This window comes from Bradyrhizobium sp. WYCCWR 12699 (assembly GCF_032144035.1).
GTDB lineage: Bacteria > Pseudomonadota > Alphaproteobacteria > Rhizobiales > Xanthobacteraceae > Bradyrhizobium.
On the sequence record NZ_JAVTJN010000005.1, the window covers coordinates 73,639 to 89,570 of the forward strand.

General features: G+C 64.6%; 16 protein-coding genes and 1 pseudogene. 9 read left to right on the forward strand and 8 right to left on the reverse strand.

What is annotated here, in order from left to right:
• The first annotated feature begins 7 nt into the window (after positions 1 to 7).
• Genes ispH through rnhA form a run of 3 tightly spaced genes read left to right on the forward strand, consistent with a single transcriptional unit; the run spans position 8 to position 2,427 of the window.
• Positions 8 to 976, forward strand: coding sequence for a 4-hydroxy-3-methylbut-2-enyl diphosphate reductase (ispH, locus tag RPS27_RS05110; protein ID WP_194404630.1), 969 nt, complete (start codon positions 8 to 10; stop codon positions 974 to 976).
• Between the two features lie 6 nt (positions 977 to 982).
• Positions 983 to 1,966, forward strand: a complete 984-nt coding sequence (locus tag RPS27_RS05115) for a homoserine kinase (protein WP_212067775.1) — start codon at positions 983 to 985, stop codon at positions 1,964 to 1,966.
• Entirely contained in the window at positions 1,963 to 2,427 is a 465-nt protein-coding gene (gene rnhA, locus RPS27_RS05120; RefSeq protein ID WP_211415739.1) for a ribonuclease HI, read from the forward strand. Before RPS27_RS05115 ends, rnhA begins: the two co-directional genes overlap by 4 nt.
• 133 nt (positions 2,428 to 2,560) lie before the next feature.
• On the opposite strand, the gene RPS27_RS05125 is transcribed toward rnhA, so the two are convergent.
• The 8 genes and pseudogenes from RPS27_RS05125 to RPS27_RS05160 all read right to left on the reverse strand — a co-directional run bounded on the left by RPS27_RS05125 (position 2,561) and on the right by RPS27_RS05160 (position 10,912).
• Entirely contained in the window at positions 2,561 to 3,046 is a 486-nt protein-coding gene (locus RPS27_RS05125; RefSeq protein WP_194404626.1) for a peroxiredoxin, read from the reverse strand.
• A gap of 108 nt (positions 3,047 to 3,154) precedes the next feature.
• Positions 3,155 to 3,726 (reverse strand): annotated as a pseudogene (locus RPS27_RS05130) (DUF924 family protein).
• 12 nt (positions 3,727 to 3,738) lie between these two features.
• Positions 3,739 to 5,424, reverse strand: a complete 1,686-nt coding sequence (locus RPS27_RS05135; protein ID WP_313753884.1) for a long-chain fatty acid--CoA ligase — start codon at positions 5,422 to 5,424, stop codon at positions 3,739 to 3,741.
• Between the two features lie 188 nt (positions 5,425 to 5,612).
• Positions 5,613 to 7,106 carry a serine hydrolase gene (locus tag RPS27_RS05140; protein ID WP_212067776.1) on the reverse strand — a complete coding sequence of 498 codons (1,494 nt, stop codon included), beginning with the start codon at positions 7,104 to 7,106 and terminating at the stop codon, positions 5,613 to 5,615.
• Between the two features lie 188 nt (positions 7,107 to 7,294).
• A complete protein-coding gene (locus RPS27_RS05145; protein WP_194404622.1) occupies positions 7,295 to 9,091 on the reverse strand; it encodes a glucan ABC transporter ATP-binding protein/ permease in 1,797 nt (598 codons plus the stop codon).
• 74 nt (positions 9,092 to 9,165) lie between these two features.
• A complete protein-coding gene (locus RPS27_RS05150) occupies positions 9,166 to 9,477 on the reverse strand; it encodes a HigA family addiction module antitoxin (protein WP_063200303.1) in 312 nt (103 codons plus the stop codon).
• 39 nt (positions 9,478 to 9,516) lie between these two features.
• Positions 9,517 to 9,792 (reverse strand): type II toxin-antitoxin system RelE/ParE family toxin, encoded by a 276-nt coding sequence (locus RPS27_RS05155; RefSeq protein ID WP_211415743.1) that lies wholly within the window; start codon positions 9,790 to 9,792, stop codon positions 9,517 to 9,519.
• Between the two features lie 67 nt (positions 9,793 to 9,859).
• Complete coding sequence (locus RPS27_RS05160; protein WP_212067777.1) at positions 9,860 to 10,912, reverse strand: ABC transporter substrate-binding protein; 1,053 nt, start codon at positions 10,910 to 10,912, stop codon at positions 9,860 to 9,862.
• Positions 10,913 to 11,138: 226 nt separating this feature from the next.
• Between RPS27_RS05160 and RPS27_RS05165 the strand changes: the two genes are divergently transcribed.
• From RPS27_RS05165 to RPS27_RS05190, 6 genes are all read left to right on the forward strand, one after another.
• A complete protein-coding gene (locus RPS27_RS05165) occupies positions 11,139 to 11,507 on the forward strand; it encodes a hypothetical protein (RefSeq protein ID WP_211415744.1) in 369 nt (122 codons plus the stop codon).
• Positions 11,508 to 11,623: 116 nt separating this feature from the next.
• Positions 11,624 to 12,028 (forward strand): phosphoribosyl-ATP diphosphatase, encoded by a 405-nt coding sequence (gene hisE / locus RPS27_RS05170; RefSeq protein ID WP_212067778.1) that lies wholly within the window; start codon positions 11,624 to 11,626, stop codon positions 12,026 to 12,028.
• Between the two features lie 67 nt (positions 12,029 to 12,095).
• The gene (locus RPS27_RS05175) at positions 12,096 to 12,677 is read left to right on the forward strand and encodes a YqaA family protein (RefSeq protein WP_249132012.1); all 582 of its coding nucleotides are present in this window, start codon (positions 12,096 to 12,098) and stop codon (positions 12,675 to 12,677) included.
• A 48-nt stretch (positions 12,678 to 12,725) separates the two neighbouring features.
• Positions 12,726 to 13,253 carry a hypothetical protein gene (locus RPS27_RS05180; protein ID WP_212067779.1) on the forward strand — a complete coding sequence of 176 codons (528 nt, stop codon included), beginning with the start codon at positions 12,726 to 12,728 and terminating at the stop codon, positions 13,251 to 13,253.
• A gap of 36 nt (positions 13,254 to 13,289) precedes the next feature.
• A complete protein-coding gene (locus RPS27_RS05185) occupies positions 13,290 to 14,690 on the forward strand; it encodes an aspartate ammonia-lyase (RefSeq protein ID WP_212067780.1) in 1,401 nt (466 codons plus the stop codon).
• A gap of 189 nt (positions 14,691 to 14,879) precedes the next feature.
• On the forward strand, positions 14,880 to 15,848 hold the full coding sequence (locus tag RPS27_RS05190) for an NAD(P)H-dependent flavin oxidoreductase (RefSeq protein WP_194404616.1): 969 nt from the start codon (positions 14,880 to 14,882) through the stop codon (positions 15,846 to 15,848).
• Positions 15,849 to 15,932: the final 84 nt, after the last annotated feature.

Consider the following 15,932-nt stretch of genomic DNA (forward strand, 5'->3'; position numbering starts at 1 on the left):
TCGCTCAATGTCAGCCAAACCAGACCTCAAGATCGTGCTTTGTTCTCCCCGCGGCTTCTGTGCCGGGGTGGTCCGGGCGATCGACACCGTGGAACGGGCGCTCGATAAATATGGCGCCCCCGTCTATGTTCGCCACGAGATTGTACACAACAAGTACGTCGTCGACGGGTTGAAGAAGAAGGGCGCTATCTTCGTCGAGGAGCTCGCCGAGATCCCGGAAAACACCACCGCGCCGGTGGTGTTTTCGGCCCATGGCGTGCCGAAATCGGTTCCGGCCGACGCGCAGTCCCGCAATCTGTTCTCGCTGGATGCGACCTGCCCGCTGGTGACCAAGGTCCATCGCGAGGCCGCGATCCATTTCAAGCGTGGCCGCGAGATCTTCCTGATCGGCCACTCCCATCACCCCGAGGTGGTGGGCACGCTCGGCCAGCTTCCGACCGGCGCCGTGACCCTGATCGAGACCGCCGAGGACGCCAAGACCATCGCCCCGAAGGACCCCAACAACCTCGCCTTCGTGACCCAGACCACGCTGTCGATCGACGACACCGCGGAGATCGTGGCGCTCTTGAAGGAGCGCTTCCCCAACATCAACGGGCCGCACAAGGAAGACATCTGCTACGCCACCACCAACCGCCAGCTTGCGGTGAAGAAGGTGGCGCCGGTGGTCGACGCCCTGATCGTGGTCGGTGCGCCGAACTCGTCGAACTCGCAGCGCCTGCGCGAGGTCGCCGAGCGCGAGGGCTGCCGGATCGCGGTGCTGGCGCAGCGCGCGGCTGACCTCGACTGGGAGCGGTTCAGCAACATCTCGAGCCTTGGCATCACGGCGGGCGCCTCCGCGCCGGAGGTGATCGTCGAAGAGATCATGGACGCCTTCGCCGAGCGCTACACGCTGCATGTGGAGACAGTCTCGGCCGCGGAAGAGAACGAGTTCTTCCCGCTGCCGCGTCAGGTGCGTCCCGAAGCTGCCGCCGAGTAGACCTTTATGGCGGTCTACACCGACGTCGCCGCCGACGAGCTTGCGGACTTCTTGAGGCAATATGATCTCGGCGAATTGCTCTCCTACAAGGGCATCGCCGAGGGCGTCGAGAACACCAACTTCCTGCTGCATACCAGTCAGGGGTCGTTCATCCTCACGCTCTACGAGAAGCGCGTGGCGAAGAACGACCTGCCGTTCTTCCTCGCGCTGATGACGCATCTGGCCGAGCACGGCGTCAACTGTCCGCTGCCGGTGAAGGGACGCGACGGCGAGGCGCTGCGCGAGCTGTCGGGGCGGCCTGCGGCGATCATCACCTTTCTCGAAGGCATGTGGCCGCGCAAGCCGAACGCGGCGCATTGCGCCGGCGTCGGCGCGGGGCTGGCGAAGATGCATCTCGCCGGCGCGAATTTTGCGGTTCGGCGCGCCAACGCGCTGTCGGTCTCGGGCTGGCGGCCGCTGTTCGACGCGGCCTCGCACCGTGCCGACGAGGTGCAGCCGGGCTTGCGCGCGTTCCTCGCGGCCGAGCTCGACCACCTCGAGAGCGGGGTCTGGCCGCAACATTTGCCGGAAGGCGTGATCCACGCCGACCTCTTCAACGACAACGTCTTCTTCCTCGGCGATCAGCTCTCCGGGATCATCGACTTCACGTTCGCCTGCAACGACATGCTGGCCTATGACGTCGCGATCTGCCTCAACGCGTGGTGCTTCGAGCCGGATCATTCCTTCAACGTCACCAAGGCGCGTGCCTTCCTCAACGCCTATGGCCGGGTGCGAAAGCTCTCGGAGGCGGAAGAGGCCGCGCTGCCGCTGCTGGCGCGCGGGGCGGCGATCCGCTTTCTGCTGACGCGGCTGGTGGATTGGCTCAACGTGCCGCCCGGTGCGCTGGTGAAGCCGAAAGACCCTCTCGAATATGTCCGCAAGCTGCGCTTCCACCAGAGCGTCACGAGCGTGCGCGACTATGGGCTGATGCCGTCGGGGCTGGTGGCGTGAGCGAGCGTCCCAATGTCACGATCTATACCGACGGCGCCTGCTCGGGAAATCCCGGGCCGGGCGGCTGGGGCGCGATCCTGAAGTTCGGCGACAAGGAAAAAGAGCTGAACGGCGGCGAGCGTCACACCACCAACAACCAGATGGAGCTGATGGCGGCGATCTCGGCGCTCGAAGCGCTGAAGAAACCGTGCATCGTCGATCTCTACACCGACAGCCAATATGTCCGGCAGGGCATCACCGGCTGGATCCACGGCTGGAAGCGCAATGGCTGGCGCACTGCCGACAAGAAGCCGGTGAAGAATGTCGAGCTATGGCAGCGCCTCGATGCCGCGCTGAAGCAGCACGAGGTGCGCTGGCACTGGGTCAAGGGCCACGCCGGCCACCCCGAGAACGAGCGCGCCGATCAGCTCGCACGCGATGGGATCGTGAAGGCGCGGCTGCAGGCTCGGATCAGCGAGTAGCGAGGGGGCTCGCTCCCTTCATTCGTCGTGGCCGGGCTTGACCGGCCATCCACGTCTTACCGCGCGACACCAAGAACGTGGATGCCCGGGACGAGCCCGGGCATGACGTCGTCCTTGCAAAGATGGCTAACGCTCAGAGCTGTCCGAGCAGCGTATCGCCGCCGGAGACCTCGACTTTGCCGGGCATCGCCTCGAGGTTCAGCTTCTTCACCACGCCGTCTTCGACCAGCATCGAATAGCGCTTGGAGCGGATGCCGAGGCCGTTGGCGGAGGCGTCGAGCTCCATGCCGATCGCCTTGGCGAACTCGGCATTGCCGTCGGCGAGGAAGATCGCCTCGTCCCGCTGGTCGGTGTCGCGCTTCCAGGCGTTCATGACGAAGGCGTCGTTGACGGAGACGATGGCGATGGTCTCGACGCCCTTGTCCTTCATGGCATAGGCGTTGAGGAAGATGCTCGGCAGATGCATCTTGTGGCAGGTGCCGGTGTAGGCGCCCGGCACCGCGAACAGCGCCACCTTCTTGCCCTTGAAGATATCGTCGGTGGTCTTCACCTGCGGGCCTTCCGCCGTCATCACGCGGAATTTCGCCTCGGGCAGCTTGTCGCCAATCTGGATCGCCATCGTCAGTCTCCCTGAAAATCGGTCCCGCTTTTTAGACCGTGCGGCGGGCCTGCACAATATTGCCGGCGGGGAAAGCGGCCGGGGCGGGGGGCCTTCACCGCGATGTCATCAGCCGGAAAAGCCGCCATTGTCGAGAAAGGCCTGCTCTTCCTCCGTGGTGTCGCGGCCGAGGAGGCGGTTGCGGTGGGGAAACCGGCCGAACCGCTGGATGATGTCGGCGTGCACCCGGGCGTATTTCAGGTTCTCGGCATGGTCAGCCTTGCTGGCGTTGCCGGCATTTTGAAACAGCGCGACGCAATGCAGCTGGTCGGGCAGGTGCTCCGAATGCATGAAGGGCAGATAGAGGAATTCGCGCAGGACCGGGTCGACCCTGGTATCGACACCCCGGTCGATGGCGCGGCGGGCAACGTCGCGCGCCAGCGCGTCGTTGGCAAAGGCTTGCGGCGTGCCGCGAAACATGTTGCGGGGAAACTGGTCGAGCACGATGATCAGCGCGAGCGCGCCGTCGTCACTGTCTTCCCATGATGCCAGTTCGCCGGCGATCGCTTGCTGCCACAGCGCAGAAAGCGGTGCCGGACCTCGGCGTCGAAAGCCTCGTTGCGCTCGTACCAGCGCTCGCGGCCAGCCTCGCGCCAGAAGGCGAGAATGCCCGATGGCGCGATGTCACTGGCGTCCGTCATCAGCGGTGCGGCTTACGCCGCCTCCGCCTTCTTCTCGTCGCGCAGCTGCCGGCGCAGGATCTTGCCGACATTGGTCTTGGGCAGGTCGTTGCGGAATTCGATGTGCTTGGGCACCTTGTAGCCGGTGAGCTGCTCGTGACAGAATTTGATCACGGCCTCGGCGGTGAGGTTTTGATCCTTCTTCACCACGAAAGCCTTCACCGCTTCGCCCGACTTGGAATCGGGGATGCCGATCACGGCGCATTCGAGCACGCCCGGATGGCTCGCGATCACTTCCTCGATCTCGTTCGGATAGACGTTGAAGCCCGAGACCAGGATCATGTCCTTCTTGCGGTCGACGATCTTGGTGTAGCCCTTCTCGTCCATCACGCCGATGTCGCCGGTGCGGAAAAATCCGTCCGCGGTCATCACCTTGGCGGTCTCCTCCGGCCTGTTCCAGTAGCCCGACATCACCTGCGGACCCTTGGCACAGATCTCGCCGGGCTGACCGAGCGGCACCTCGTTGCCGTCGTCGTCGCGGATCGAGATGTAGGTCGACGGCACGGGGATGCCGATCGTCCCCGTAAACTCGGTCGCGGTCGCCGGATTGCAGGTCAGCGTCGGCGAGGTCTCCGACAGGCCATAGCCTTCGGCAATGAAGCAGCCGGTGATCGCCTTCCATTGATCGGCCACGGGACGCTGCACCGCCATGCCGCCGCCGTTGGAGATCTTCAGCTTGGAGAAGTCGAGCTTCTTGAAGTCGGGATGGTGCATCAAGCCGTTGTAGAGCGTGTTGACGGCCGGGAAGCTGTTGACCTGGTATTTCGCCAGCTCCTTGACGAAGCCCGCGATGTCGCGCGGGTTGGGGATCAGGAGATTGCAGCCGCCGGCGCGCACCGCGAGCAGGTAGCAGGCCGTCAGCGCGAAGATGTGATAGAGCGGCAGCGCGCAGACGATCATGAGCTGATCGACATGCGGCTGCGCGGCCATCGCCGGCTGCAGCCAGGCGTCGTTCTGCAGGACGTTGGCGACGATGTTGCGGTGGAGCAAAGTGGCGCCCTTCGAGACGCCTGTGGTGCCGCCGGTATATTGCAGGAAGGCGACGTCGCCGGGCGAGAGCTTCGGCTTGTTGAACGTCATGCCGCGTCCCGCGGACAGCGCGTCGTTGAAGGAGACCGAGCCCGGCAGCGACCATGCCGGTACCATCTTCTTGACGCGGCGGACGACGAGATTGACGATCACGCCCTTGAAGCCGAGCAGGTCGCCCATGCTGGCGACGATGACATGCTTCACCGCGGTCTTCGCGATCACCTGCTCGACGGTGTGGGCGAAGTTCTCCAGCACGATGATGGCTTCGGCGCCGGAATCCTTGAGCTGGTGCTCGAGCTCACGCGGCGTGTAGAGCGGATTGACGTTGACCACCGCGAAGCCGGCGCGCAGCACGGCCGCGGTCGCCACCGGATATTGCAGCACGTTCGGCATCATGATGGCGACGCGGGCGCCGCGCTGCAGCCCGCGGCCCTGCAAATAGGCAGCCAGCGCGACCGACATCTGGTCGAGGTCGCGGTAGCTGACCGACTTGTCCATGCAGATGAACGCCTTGCGGTCGGCGAACTTGGTGAAGCTCTCCTCCAACAGGTCGACCAGCGATGCGTACTGGGTCGGCTCGATATCGGCAGGCACGCCGGGCGGATATTGTTTGAGCCAGATGCGCTCCATGGAAACTCCCCTCATTGACCTGAGCCCGTTGTGTCTCGGGCTTGCCTCATTGCCGCCAGTATCGAGCCTGCCGGAACGGGTGGCAAGCCGTCGACGCTTAGGGCAAAGGCCGGGGAGTGGCTACTGGAAATCCGCGCGAAGTGCTGCCGCAGGTGCGAAGCCGGGCCGGATCGGCCCGGCTTGCGCCGTTAACTGTTGTTGGCGGGCTTGGTCGCGGGCTTAGTCGCGGCCTTCGGCTTGGCCGGCTTCGGATCGCCGCCCGCCGCAGGTTTCTCGGCGGGTTTTGTCGCCGCATCATGCTTGGCGGCCGCATGCTTGGGCGGTGCCGGCTTCGCTGCAGTCTTGGAGTCGCTCTTGGCGTCGTTCTTGCCGTTGTTCTTGGCTCCGGCCGGCTTGGCATCCGGCTTTACCGCTGCCGTCCTGGTGTTCGCGTCCTTGCCGCCGTCTTTCGGCTTGTCGGCCGCATCAGGCTTCTTGGCGACGCGCGACTTCTTGCCACGCGGCTTGGACGCCGCCTGCTGATCGGCATCGGCCGCGACTGCCGCGATCAGGGCGGTGCCGGTGCGGGTCGGGCCGGTATAGACCAGCACGGGCTCGGTCGCCGCCGGTGCCGAGGCCATCAGTTCGGAAGCCTTCATCAGGGGTGGCTGGAGGCCGGCGGTGAAGAAGGTCACCTGGGCTTCGCCGCCGGTGGCCGAGGCCGATCCTGACGTGCCGCCATTGGCGGCGATCAGCGCATCGTCGTCGTCGCTGGCCGGCCGCTTGCGATGGCCGCCGCACATCTCATCGCGCAGGTTCGGCGGCGAGGCGTCGACCGGCACGAGGTTGTCGACCGTGCCGAGCGAGGGGCGCAGCCAGGTGAGATTGTCCTGAGCGAAGCCGCGTTCCAGCAGCTGCGCCGCCTTCACCGCGCGCGCGGTGCCGGAATTGGCGCCCAGCACTACCGCGATCAGCCGGCGGCCGTTGCGCGTCGCCGAGGCCACGAGATTGTAGCCGGAGGCGCAGATGAAGCCGGTCTTGAAGCCGTCGGCGCCGGGATAGCGGCCGATCAGCTTGTTGAAATTACCGGTCACGCGCTTGCCGAAGCGGATCGCCGGGATGTGCACGAAATATTCGTACTCCGGCAGGTCGCGCAGGAACGAGCGCGCGAGGATGCCGAGGTCGCGCGCCGACGTGATCTGGCCATCGGCGGGCAGGCCGTTCGGATTGACGTAGCTGGTCTGCGTCATGCCGAGCTTCTTTGCGGTGTCGTTCATCATCGCGGAGAAGCCGTCGATCGAACCGCCGACGCCTTCGGCGAGCACCACGGCCATGTCGTTCGCCGACTTGACCATCATCATCTTCAGCGCGTTGTCGACGGTGAGCTGCGTTCCCGGACGGAACCCCATCTTCGAGGGCGATTGCGAGGCCGCCGTCGGAGATACCGTGAGCAGGGTGTCGAGCGTCAGTCTGCCGTCCTTGACCGCCTTCAGCGTCACATAGGCGGTCATGATCTTGGTGACGGAGGCCGGATACCAGGGAATGGTCGCGTTATCCGCCTGCAGCACCTTGCCGCTGTCGGCCTCGATCAGCAGCAGCGCTTCGGCGCTCGCAGCGCGCGGCGCAAGCAGCGCGGCACAGGCGAGGCTCGCAGCAAACAGGTTGAACAAGGATTTGCGAAGCAGCGGGCGTAGGGCGTGCACTATCCGATTCCGGTCCTTGGAGACCCGCTGTTCCAGGCGGCTCTCGTGATCTGATTGTCGGTTCTGAAATCCAGCGCCGCCGCTTGCGGCGCCGCAAACCTATACCGGCTGATGCGTCGAGAATAGGGGGCCGGGTGCGGTATTCCGCAATGAAATAGGCCGAATTTCGACGGTGCTGTCGGGACTTGCTACGGGGACTTGGCTGCCGTCGCGGCAGCCTCAGAGGCCGTCACGCTGGCCCGTGCGGTTTCATGGACCATGAACTGGGCCCTGGCGAGCTCGGCAAAATGGCCGCCTTTGGCCACGAGTTCATCGAAAGTTCCACTTTCGATCACGCGGCCATTCTCGAACACCAGGATCCGGGTGGCGTTGCGGATGGTGGAGAGGCGATGGGCGATCACGAAGGTGGTGCGGCCCTTCATCACTTCGTCGAGGGCAGCATTCACCTTGGCCTCGGTGACGGCGTCGAGCGCGCTTGTCGCCTCGTCCAGGATCAGGATCGGCGGGTCCTTCAGCAGCGCGCGGGCGATCGACAGGCGCTGCCGCTCGCCGCCGGACAGCATGCGGCCACGCTCGCCGGCATTGGTCTCGAAGCCGCCGCTGCGCTCGATGAATTCGAGCGCCTGCGCGCGCTCGGCCGCCTTGCGCATCTCGGCCTCGGTCGCATCCGGCTTGCCGACGCGCAAATTCTCCGCGATCGAACGGTTGAACAGCAGCGCTTCCTGGAACACGACGCCGATGTTCCGCCGCAGCGAGGTCAGCGTCACGCCGCGCACGTCCATGCCGTCGATCTTGATGAAGCCGGACTGCGGATCGAAGGCGCGATGCAGCAGGGCAATCGCGGTCGATTTGCCGGCGCCGGTCGGGCCGACCAGCGCAATGGTCTGGCCGGGCAGCGCGGTGAAGGTGAGATCCTCGATCGCCGGCCGCTTTCCGTCATAGGAGAAGGTGACGTCGTTGAACTCGACGAGGCCGGACAGCCTGCCGGCATCGATCGCGTCGTGACGATCGTGCACCGCGGGCACGGCGTCGAGCACATTGAAGAACTCGCGCAGGCGCGGCGCTTCCATGAACACGTTGTTGATGAAGCTCACGACCTGCTCCAGCTTCTGGATCAGGAGCGTGGCGAAGCTCACGAACATCACGATCTCGCCGACCGAGGTGAGGCCCTGGTCGTGCAGGGCGATGCCGAGCGTGAAGATCGCCAGCACCGTGATGGTGGTGGAGGCGCGCGTGATGACAGTGACCAGCGCCCACCACGACAGCACCGGCATCTGGGCTTCGAGCAATTGGTCGGCGACGGAGCGCAGCCCCTTCACCTCGGATTCGACGCGGACGAAGCTCTGTACCAGCGCGACGTTGCCGAGCGCATCCGAGGCGCGCGCGGAGAGCTCGCTGTAATGCTCCTCGACCTCCATCTGCATGCCGAAGGTCTTGCGCACCACGAAGGTCGTCAGGGCGGTGAAGACGATGCAGAGCACGAACAGCAGGATCGCGAGCCGCCAGTTCAGGTAGAGCGACAGCGGCAGCAGCACCACGACCGAAAGGATCGCGGCAAAGTGCTCGCGGAAGAAGCCGAGCCACAGCCGCCACAGGGCGTCGGTGCCGTTGAGCATCACTTTCATCAGACGGCCCGAATGGGTGCCGGAGTGGAAGGTCAGCGGCAGTTGCAGGATGTGCTCGAAATAGTCGGTCAGCACCGCCTGGCGCTGGCGATGCGAGAGCCGGTCGGCCTGCAGAGCCACGAGCGCACTGCACAGGATGGTGAAGAGCCCGAATGCGACCCAGGCGACCAGGAACGGCCAGGCCGAATTCGAGCCGGCCACCGTCTTGCCGGAGAGCACGTCGACGATCCGGCCGAACAGCACGGGTTCGGCGAATTGCGAACCCGCCAGCAGGAGATTGGCGACCGCGAGCAGCCAGCCCAGCCGCGCCTCCCTGCCGAGCAGCTCGAGAACGCGGGTATAGAGACGGAGGATGGACATGCGATAGGCTGAACCGTGAGAGAAGGTCGTGGATCACCGGTAGGAAGGTGCAACACTACACCGGCATGGACGGCTCAGGCCACCTTCAAGGTGGGGATGTGGCTGACGTCCACCGTCCGCTCCGCATGCCAGGTATCATGGGCTGCCTGCATCCGGACCCAGATCCCGGCGCCGCCTCCAAACAGCTTTCCGACACGCACCGCCACCTCCGGCGACAGCGGCTTCTTCTCTTCCATGATGTCGTGAAGGTGCTGCCGCGAGATGCCCAACAGCCGCGCGATCTCGACCTTGGTCTTGCCGGAGGCCGGCAGCATGTCCTCGCGCAGCACCGCGCCGGGATGAACCGGGCAACGGCGCGGATTTTTCTTTGCAGCGTATTCGACCATGGCAGCTCCGCGATGCCGAGTCCCTCTCGGCTGAGGTAACTAGTGATATTGCTCGAAATCGACCCGGTAAGCGTCGCCATCCTCGAATTCGAAAGTGATGCACCAAGGGCCGTTCACATGGACAGTGTAACGGACTGGCTTTCCTTGCAGACGATGGAAGTCAAAGCCGAGCACGTTCATGTCCTCGGCGAGCGTGGCGCTATCGAGTTGATCGAGACGCCGCAGAATCCTGGCGTGCATCTTCGAGTCGATCTTCGCCGTCTTTCCTTTAGACCAGAGATCGCCAAGAGCCTTGTTTCGGAAAGACTTTATCAAGAGTCCGCCAAATCTGATCCGGCAACGAGTGTAAGCTATTTGCTTACATGAGTCAAGATCGGAAGGCTCAATTGATCAACCGCCCCGCGACCGGCGGCAGGAATTGGGCGTCGAAGATGTCGGCTGCAGTTGGCCGCTTGCGGAATTTGAAGTCCTGCGCGATCTGGTCGATCGAGCGCTCCAGGCGCACTGGCTCGATACCGCCGAGACCGTTGCGCTTGACCTCGTCGGTCAGGATGTTGTCGGCGAGGACGGCGCGCAGGCGCTCCAGCTCCAGGGCGCGGTCGCCGTCGTCGATGCGGCTCGCGGCCTCGTCCGCCGCACGCGCCGGCTCCTTGACGGTCGCGGCGACGCCGGCGATCAAGGCGCGAATGAAGCCCTTCACGGCATCCGGCTTTGCTGCGGCGAAGGCGGCATTGACCACCACGGCGAAGCCATAGGCCTCGCAGCCATAATCGGCATAACGCAGCACGACGAGATCGGCTCCGGGCACGCCGCGATCACGCAGGTTCACCGCCGACAGATAGCTGAAGCCCGCGACGGCATCGACCTGTCCCGCGGACAGGATCGGCTCGCGCACCGCCGCGCTGATCTTGTGGAACTTGACGCGCGATGACTTGATGCCGTTGTGCTGCGCCAGCGCCGGCCACAGCCGCATCGACAGATCGCCGTCGGCAACGCCGACGGTCTTGCCGTCGAGATCCGGTAACACATGGATGCCCCGGCTGCTGCGCGCCACGATCGCGTAGGGCGCGCGATTGAACAGCACGAACACCGCCTTGACCGGCGCCGCGTCCTCCTTGTCGCGATACCGGATCAGCTCGTTGATGTCGACGAGCGCGAACTCGCTCTCGCCTTTGGCGACGCGCGCGAGAGCTTCCGGCGATCCGCTGGCGCTGCCAAAGGACACGTTGAGACGCTCGGCGCCGAACCTGCCGTCCTTCGCCGCCAGGAAGAACGGCGCCATGCTCGCGTCGAACGGACGGTCGAAGGTGAAGTGAATCGCGATGGAGGAAGGCGCAGGCGTCTCGGCCGCGCTGACACCGCGTGTGATCAGTGTCGCAAGCGAGATCGAGAGGGCCAGCAGGCAACGAAGCGCGATCGTCCGAAATTCCGACATCAGTTGTGCCGGTCCCGCATTGTTATGGTTTCGTGACGCTTGCAGCGCCGGCCAGCGACACCGTGCGCGCGCCAATATGAACGGAGGATGAGCGGCGGTTGCGTCACGATTACGCAACCCCGTTCAGCTTGTGTTGGGGGTGGGGAACCCAACATGGAGGTGCGTGTTTGAAAGACATGAGCCTTGTCTGCAGGCACCATTCGAGGTCCCAAGGAGGGTCCAGGACATGTTTGACAGTTTTTCGAAGTTTACCGGCCGCAAGGCCGTTCTCGCCACTGCCGCGGTGCTGGCGCTGACCGCGGTCGCCCCGACTGCCTCCTACGCCGGCGGTCGCCACTGGCATGGCGGAGGCGGCGCGGCCTTTGCCGGCGCGGCCATCGCCGGCGCCATCGGCACCGGCCTTGCGATCGCCGCCACCCGCGACGCCTATGCTTACGACGCGCCGGCCTATTATGGCGGCGGTCCGGTCTACTATGACGACGGCCCGGTCTACTACGGCGGCGATTCCTATATCGGCCCGCGCCCGTTCCATCGTTGCGGCGGTCCCTACCAGTCTGCGCAAGGCGGCCAGGGCAACCTCTCAACCTGCTACTAAGCGGGTTACCGAACTTGACCCGAACAGGCCGTCGCGCTTGCCGCGCCGGCCTGTTTTCTGCTTTTATGCCCGCGCGTTAACACGCTCGCCATTTGTTTAGAGTAGTTTTGAGTACCATGAGTGATTCGCTTGAGCGGCTATATCTGGCTGTGCTCGCGGCCAGGGATCTTGATCCGGCAACATCGCGTACGGCCCGGCTGTTTCAGCGCGGGCCCTCGAAGATGGCAAAGAAGCTTGCCGAAGAGGCCATCGAGGTCGTGATCGATGCGGTCAATGGCGACACCAACGCCGTGATCCGGGAAAGCGCCGACCTCCTGTACAATCTCACCGTGCTCTGGGCCTCGGCCGGCGTGCGCCCCGAGGACGTCTGGCGCGAGATGACGCGGCGTGAAGACATGCTCGGCATCGCCGAGAAGTTGCCGAAATCGTCGATGAAGCTGCCCAAAGTCGCCTCACCGCGCGTGGCTGCCAGGCGGCCAATTGTCGCGCTCGAGGGGCGCGCCGCGCGCAAGCGCCACTAAAGCGCGACAAAATCGTCACAAAACTCGCGATGGACAAATCCGCCCCATGGTGCTTCATCGCGGCGCCATGCTGAAACGTATCTACGACTGGTGCATCGACGCCGCCCATAAGCCCTACGCGCTCTGGATCATGGGCATCGTGTCTTTCGCCGAAAGCTCCTTTTTTCCGGTCCCCCCGGATGTGATGCTGATCCCGATGTCGCTGGCGCGCCCGCAGCGCGCCTGGCTCTATGCGACCGTCTGCACCGCGACCTCGGTGCTTGGCGGCATCCTCGGCTACGCCATCGGCGCGCTGCTCTACGACTCGCTGGGTCATTGGCTGATCCAGCTCTACGGGCTCGGCGATCAGGTCGACGGCTTCCGTGCCAAATATGCCGAATGGGGCGCGCTGATCATCCTGCTCAAGGGGCTGACGCCGATCCCGTACAAGCTCGTCACCATCACGTCCGGCTTTGCCGGATACAACCTGCTTCTATTCGTCCTGTTCTCCGTCATTGCACGCGGCGGACGCTTCTTCATCGTCGCGATCCTGCTCAATCGCTATGGCGACTGGATCCGCGTCAAGATCGAGAAGCATCTCGGTCTCGTGGTGGCGGTCGGCGCCGCAGCGTTGGTGCTCGGCTTCGTCATCGCCATCAAGCTGATCTAACGTCTTGGCGGCTTTGCCGCCGGGCCGGCTTCGGCTACGGTTGCCGGCATGATGGTTCGATCCGGCAATCCGGCTCTGCGGCTCGGGACGCTGATGTCAGCAGCGCTGCTGCTCCTGCTCGGTGCCGGCGGGACAGGATGGCCGCAATCGCTCGGCCTCCAGCAGCAGGGAACGCAGGCCGCGCCGCCACCGTCGACGCCCGCTCCACCGGCGCCGCCTGCCCGCGAGGAAAATCCCGGATTGATCAATGAAATGGGCAAGCTGTTCGACAAGCTGCCCTCGATCCTGCCGCCGATCAAAAGCCCCGGCGAAACCATGAACGACCTGTCACGGCTCACCAAGCCCTCGACCATGGTGTCAGGGCGTGTGGCCTGTCCGGCCTCGTCGAACGGCGCGCCCGACTGCAAGCAGGCCGCCGACCATCTCTGCCAGAGCAAGGGCTACAAGGAAGGCAAGAGCCTGAATGCCGATTCCGCCGAGAAATGCTCGGCCAAGGTCCTGATCCCGGGTAGGCAACGCAAGCCGGACGACTGCCGCACCGATACTTTCGTGACCAGCGCGCTGTGCCAGAACTGAGGTGAAGGCCTCGCGCGCATGCAACAAGGAGCGCCTATGAGCCGTACGGAGCAGGACTTCCTCGGACAGCGTGAGATCGCCGACGACATCTACTACGGCGTCCAGACCATCCGGGGTAAGGAGAACTTCCACATCACCGGCATTCCGATGAACCAGGAGCCTTACTTCGTGAAGGCGCTCGGTTACGTGAAGAAGGCCGCCGCGATGGCCAACCGCGACCTCGGCGCGGTCGACGCCAAGGTGGCCGACGCGATCATCCTCGGCTGCGACCGCGTCATCGCCGGCGACATGATGGATCAGTTCGTCACCGACTTCATCCAGGGCGGCGCCGGCACCTCGACCAACATGAACGCCAACGAGGTGATCGCGAACCTCGCGCTGGAATCGCTCGGTTTCGGCAAGGGCGACTATCAGCACGTCAGTCCCAACGATCACGTCAATTACGGCCAGTCGACCAACGACACCTATCCGACCGCCTTTCGCCTCGCGTTGGTCCTGCGGCTCGAGAGCTACATGACCGCGCTGCGCCAGCTCCAGGAAGCATTCTTCGCCAAGGGGCGCGAGTTCGACCGCGTTCTGAAGATGGGCCGCACGCATCTGCAGGATGCCGTGCCGATGTCGCTCGGCGCGGAATTCCGGGGATGGGGCACCACGATCGGCGAGGAGGTCGATCGCATCTCCGAGGCGCGGGCGCTGCTGCGCGAGATCAATCTCGGCGCCACCGCGATCGGCACCTCCGTGACCGCGGCCGTCGGCTATCCCAAGCTCGCGGTCCGGCATCTGAGCGCGCTCACCGGCGTCGACTTCATCCTCGCAGGCGATCTCGTCGAGGCGACCTCGGACACCGGCGCCTATGTGCAGCTCTCGGGCGTCCTCAAGCGCACGGCGAGCAAGCTGACGAAGATCTGCAACGACATCCGCCTGCTCGCCTCCGGCCCGCGCGCCGGCTTCAACGAGATCAACCTGCCGCAGCTGCAGCCGGGATCTTCGATCATGCCCGGCAAGGTCAATCCTGTGATCCCCGAGGTCGTCAACCAGACCAGCTTCCTTGTCATCGGGCTCGACACCACGGTGACGCTCGCGGCGTCCGCGGGCCAGCTCCAGCTCAACGTGATGGAGCCGGTGATCTCGTTCGCGCTGTTCTTCTCGATCCGCACCATGGAGCGCGCCGTCAACAGCCTGCGCGAGAATTGCGTCGTCGGCATCACCGCCAACGCGGAGCACACCCGCAACATGGTGCTGAATTCACTCGGTATCGTCACGGTGCTCAAGCCGCTGCTCGGCTACAAGCAATGCGCCGAGATCGCGCGTGAAGGCTACAAGAGCGGCAAGTCGCTGCACCAGATCGTGGTGACCGAGCGCAAGCTGCTGACGCAGGAGAAGTGGGACGAGATGTTCTCGTTCGAGCGGCTGATCAATCCGGATCTGATCGGATAGGCAGTCGCCGTCATTCCGGGTTCGACGCTGACGCGTCGCCGCGGATCGACGAGGAGAGAATTCCGCGGCTTGGAATAGTAGCGCTGGTGTCGCCACGGCGCCAAAACGCAATACTTGACAGTGGAAAGATTGCCTTGTTGGTATGGCGCCCAACCTGCCATCGGCCGACCAACAGAGGATCGTTTCGCAATGTCCATGCCTGCCCTGTTCAAAGGGCGCCTGTCGATCCCCGTGATCGGCTCGCCGCTCTTCATCATCTCGGTGCCCGATCTCGTGATCGCGCAGTGCAAGGCGGGTGTGGTCGGCTCTTTCCCGTCGCTGAACGCGCGGCCGCCCGAGCTGCTCGACGAGTGGCTGGCGCGGATCACCGAAGAGCTCGCGGCCTATGACCGCGCCCATCCGGAACGGCCGTCGGCGCCGTTTGCCGTCAACCAGATCGTGCACAAGTCGAACAACCGGCTCGACCACGACATGCAGCTCTGTGCCAAGTACAAGGTGCCGATGATCATCTCATCGCTCGGCGCCCGCGAGGAGCTGAACCAGGCCGTGCACGGCTGGGGCGGCATCGTCTTCCACGACGTGATCAACCAGAAATTCGCGCACAAGGCGATCGAGAAGGGCGCCGACGGTCTGATCCTGGTCGCAGCGGGCGCCGGCGGCCATGCCGGCACCATCTCGCCGCTGGCCTTCGTCGCCGAGACGCGCAAATGGTTCGACGGACCGATCGCGCTGTCCGGGGCGATCGGCAACGGCAAGGCGATCCGCGCGGCGCGCATCCTGGGGGCCGACTTCGCCTATATCGGCTCGGCCTTCATCGCGACCAAGGAAGCCAACGCGGTCGAGAAGTACAAGGAGATGATCGCGGGATCGACCGCCGACGACATCGTCTATTCCAACCTCTTCACCGGCGTGCACGGCAACTATCTGAAGCCCTCGATTCTCGCTGCCGGCATGGATCCCGAGAATCTGCCGACCTCCGATCCCTCCAAGATGAATTTCGGCACCGACGCCTCCGGCGAGCGCGCCAAGCCGAAGGCGTGGAAGGAGATCTGGGGCTCGGGCCAGGGCATCGGCAGCGTCGACGGCATCGTGCCCGCCGCCGAACTGATCGCCCGTTTCAAGAAGGAATACGACGAAGCGGTCGATCCGCCGCTGTAGAACACTGTCGTCCCGCCTCTCTCCACTGTCGTCCCGGGCAAGCGTCAGCGCAGACCCGGGACCCATAGCCACCACGAGGAGTTT

What these genes read in the sequence shown, in the direction of transcription:
- RPS27_RS05165 (WP_211415744.1), top strand. Translation starts at nt 11,139, where the DNA reads ATGTTTGACAGTTTTTCGAAGTTTACCGGCCGCAAGGCCGTTCTCGCC.
- RPS27_RS05125 (WP_194404626.1), bottom strand. Translation starts at nt 3,046, where the DNA reads ATGGCGATCCAGATTGGCGACAAGCTGCCCGAGGCGAAATTCCGCGTG.
- RPS27_RS05180 (WP_212067779.1), top strand. Translation starts at nt 12,726, where the DNA reads ATGATGGTTCGATCCGGCAATCCGGCTCTGCGGCTCGGGACGCTGATG.
- RPS27_RS05185 (WP_212067780.1), top strand. Translation starts at nt 13,290, where the DNA reads ATGAGCCGTACGGAGCAGGACTTCCTCGGACAGCGTGAGATCGCCGAC.
- RPS27_RS05145 (WP_194404622.1), bottom strand. Translation starts at nt 9,091, where the DNA reads ATGTCCATCCTCCGTCTCTATACCCGCGTTCTCGAGCTGCTCGGCAGG.
- RPS27_RS05150 (WP_063200303.1), bottom strand. Translation starts at nt 9,477, where the DNA reads ATGGTCGAATACGCTGCAAAGAAAAATCCGCGCCGTTGCCCGGTTCAT.
- RPS27_RS05135 (WP_313753884.1), bottom strand. Translation starts at nt 5,424, where the DNA reads ATGGAGCGCATCTGGCTCAAACAATATCCGCCCGGCGTGCCTGCCGAT.
- RPS27_RS05115 (WP_212067775.1), top strand. Translation starts at nt 983, where the DNA reads ATGGCGGTCTACACCGACGTCGCCGCCGACGAGCTTGCGGACTTCTTG.
- hisE (WP_212067778.1), top strand. Translation starts at nt 11,624, where the DNA reads ATGAGTGATTCGCTTGAGCGGCTATATCTGGCTGTGCTCGCGGCCAGG.
- RPS27_RS05175 (WP_249132012.1), top strand. Translation starts at nt 12,096, where the DNA reads ATGCTGAAACGTATCTACGACTGGTGCATCGACGCCGCCCATAAGCCC.
- RPS27_RS05190 (WP_194404616.1), top strand. Translation starts at nt 14,880, where the DNA reads ATGTCCATGCCTGCCCTGTTCAAAGGGCGCCTGTCGATCCCCGTGATC.
- RPS27_RS05160 (WP_212067777.1), bottom strand. Translation starts at nt 10,912, where the DNA reads ATGTCGGAATTTCGGACGATCGCGCTTCGTTGCCTGCTGGCCCTCTCG.
- ispH (WP_194404630.1), top strand. Translation starts at nt 8, where the DNA reads ATGTCAGCCAAACCAGACCTCAAGATCGTGCTTTGTTCTCCCCGCGGC.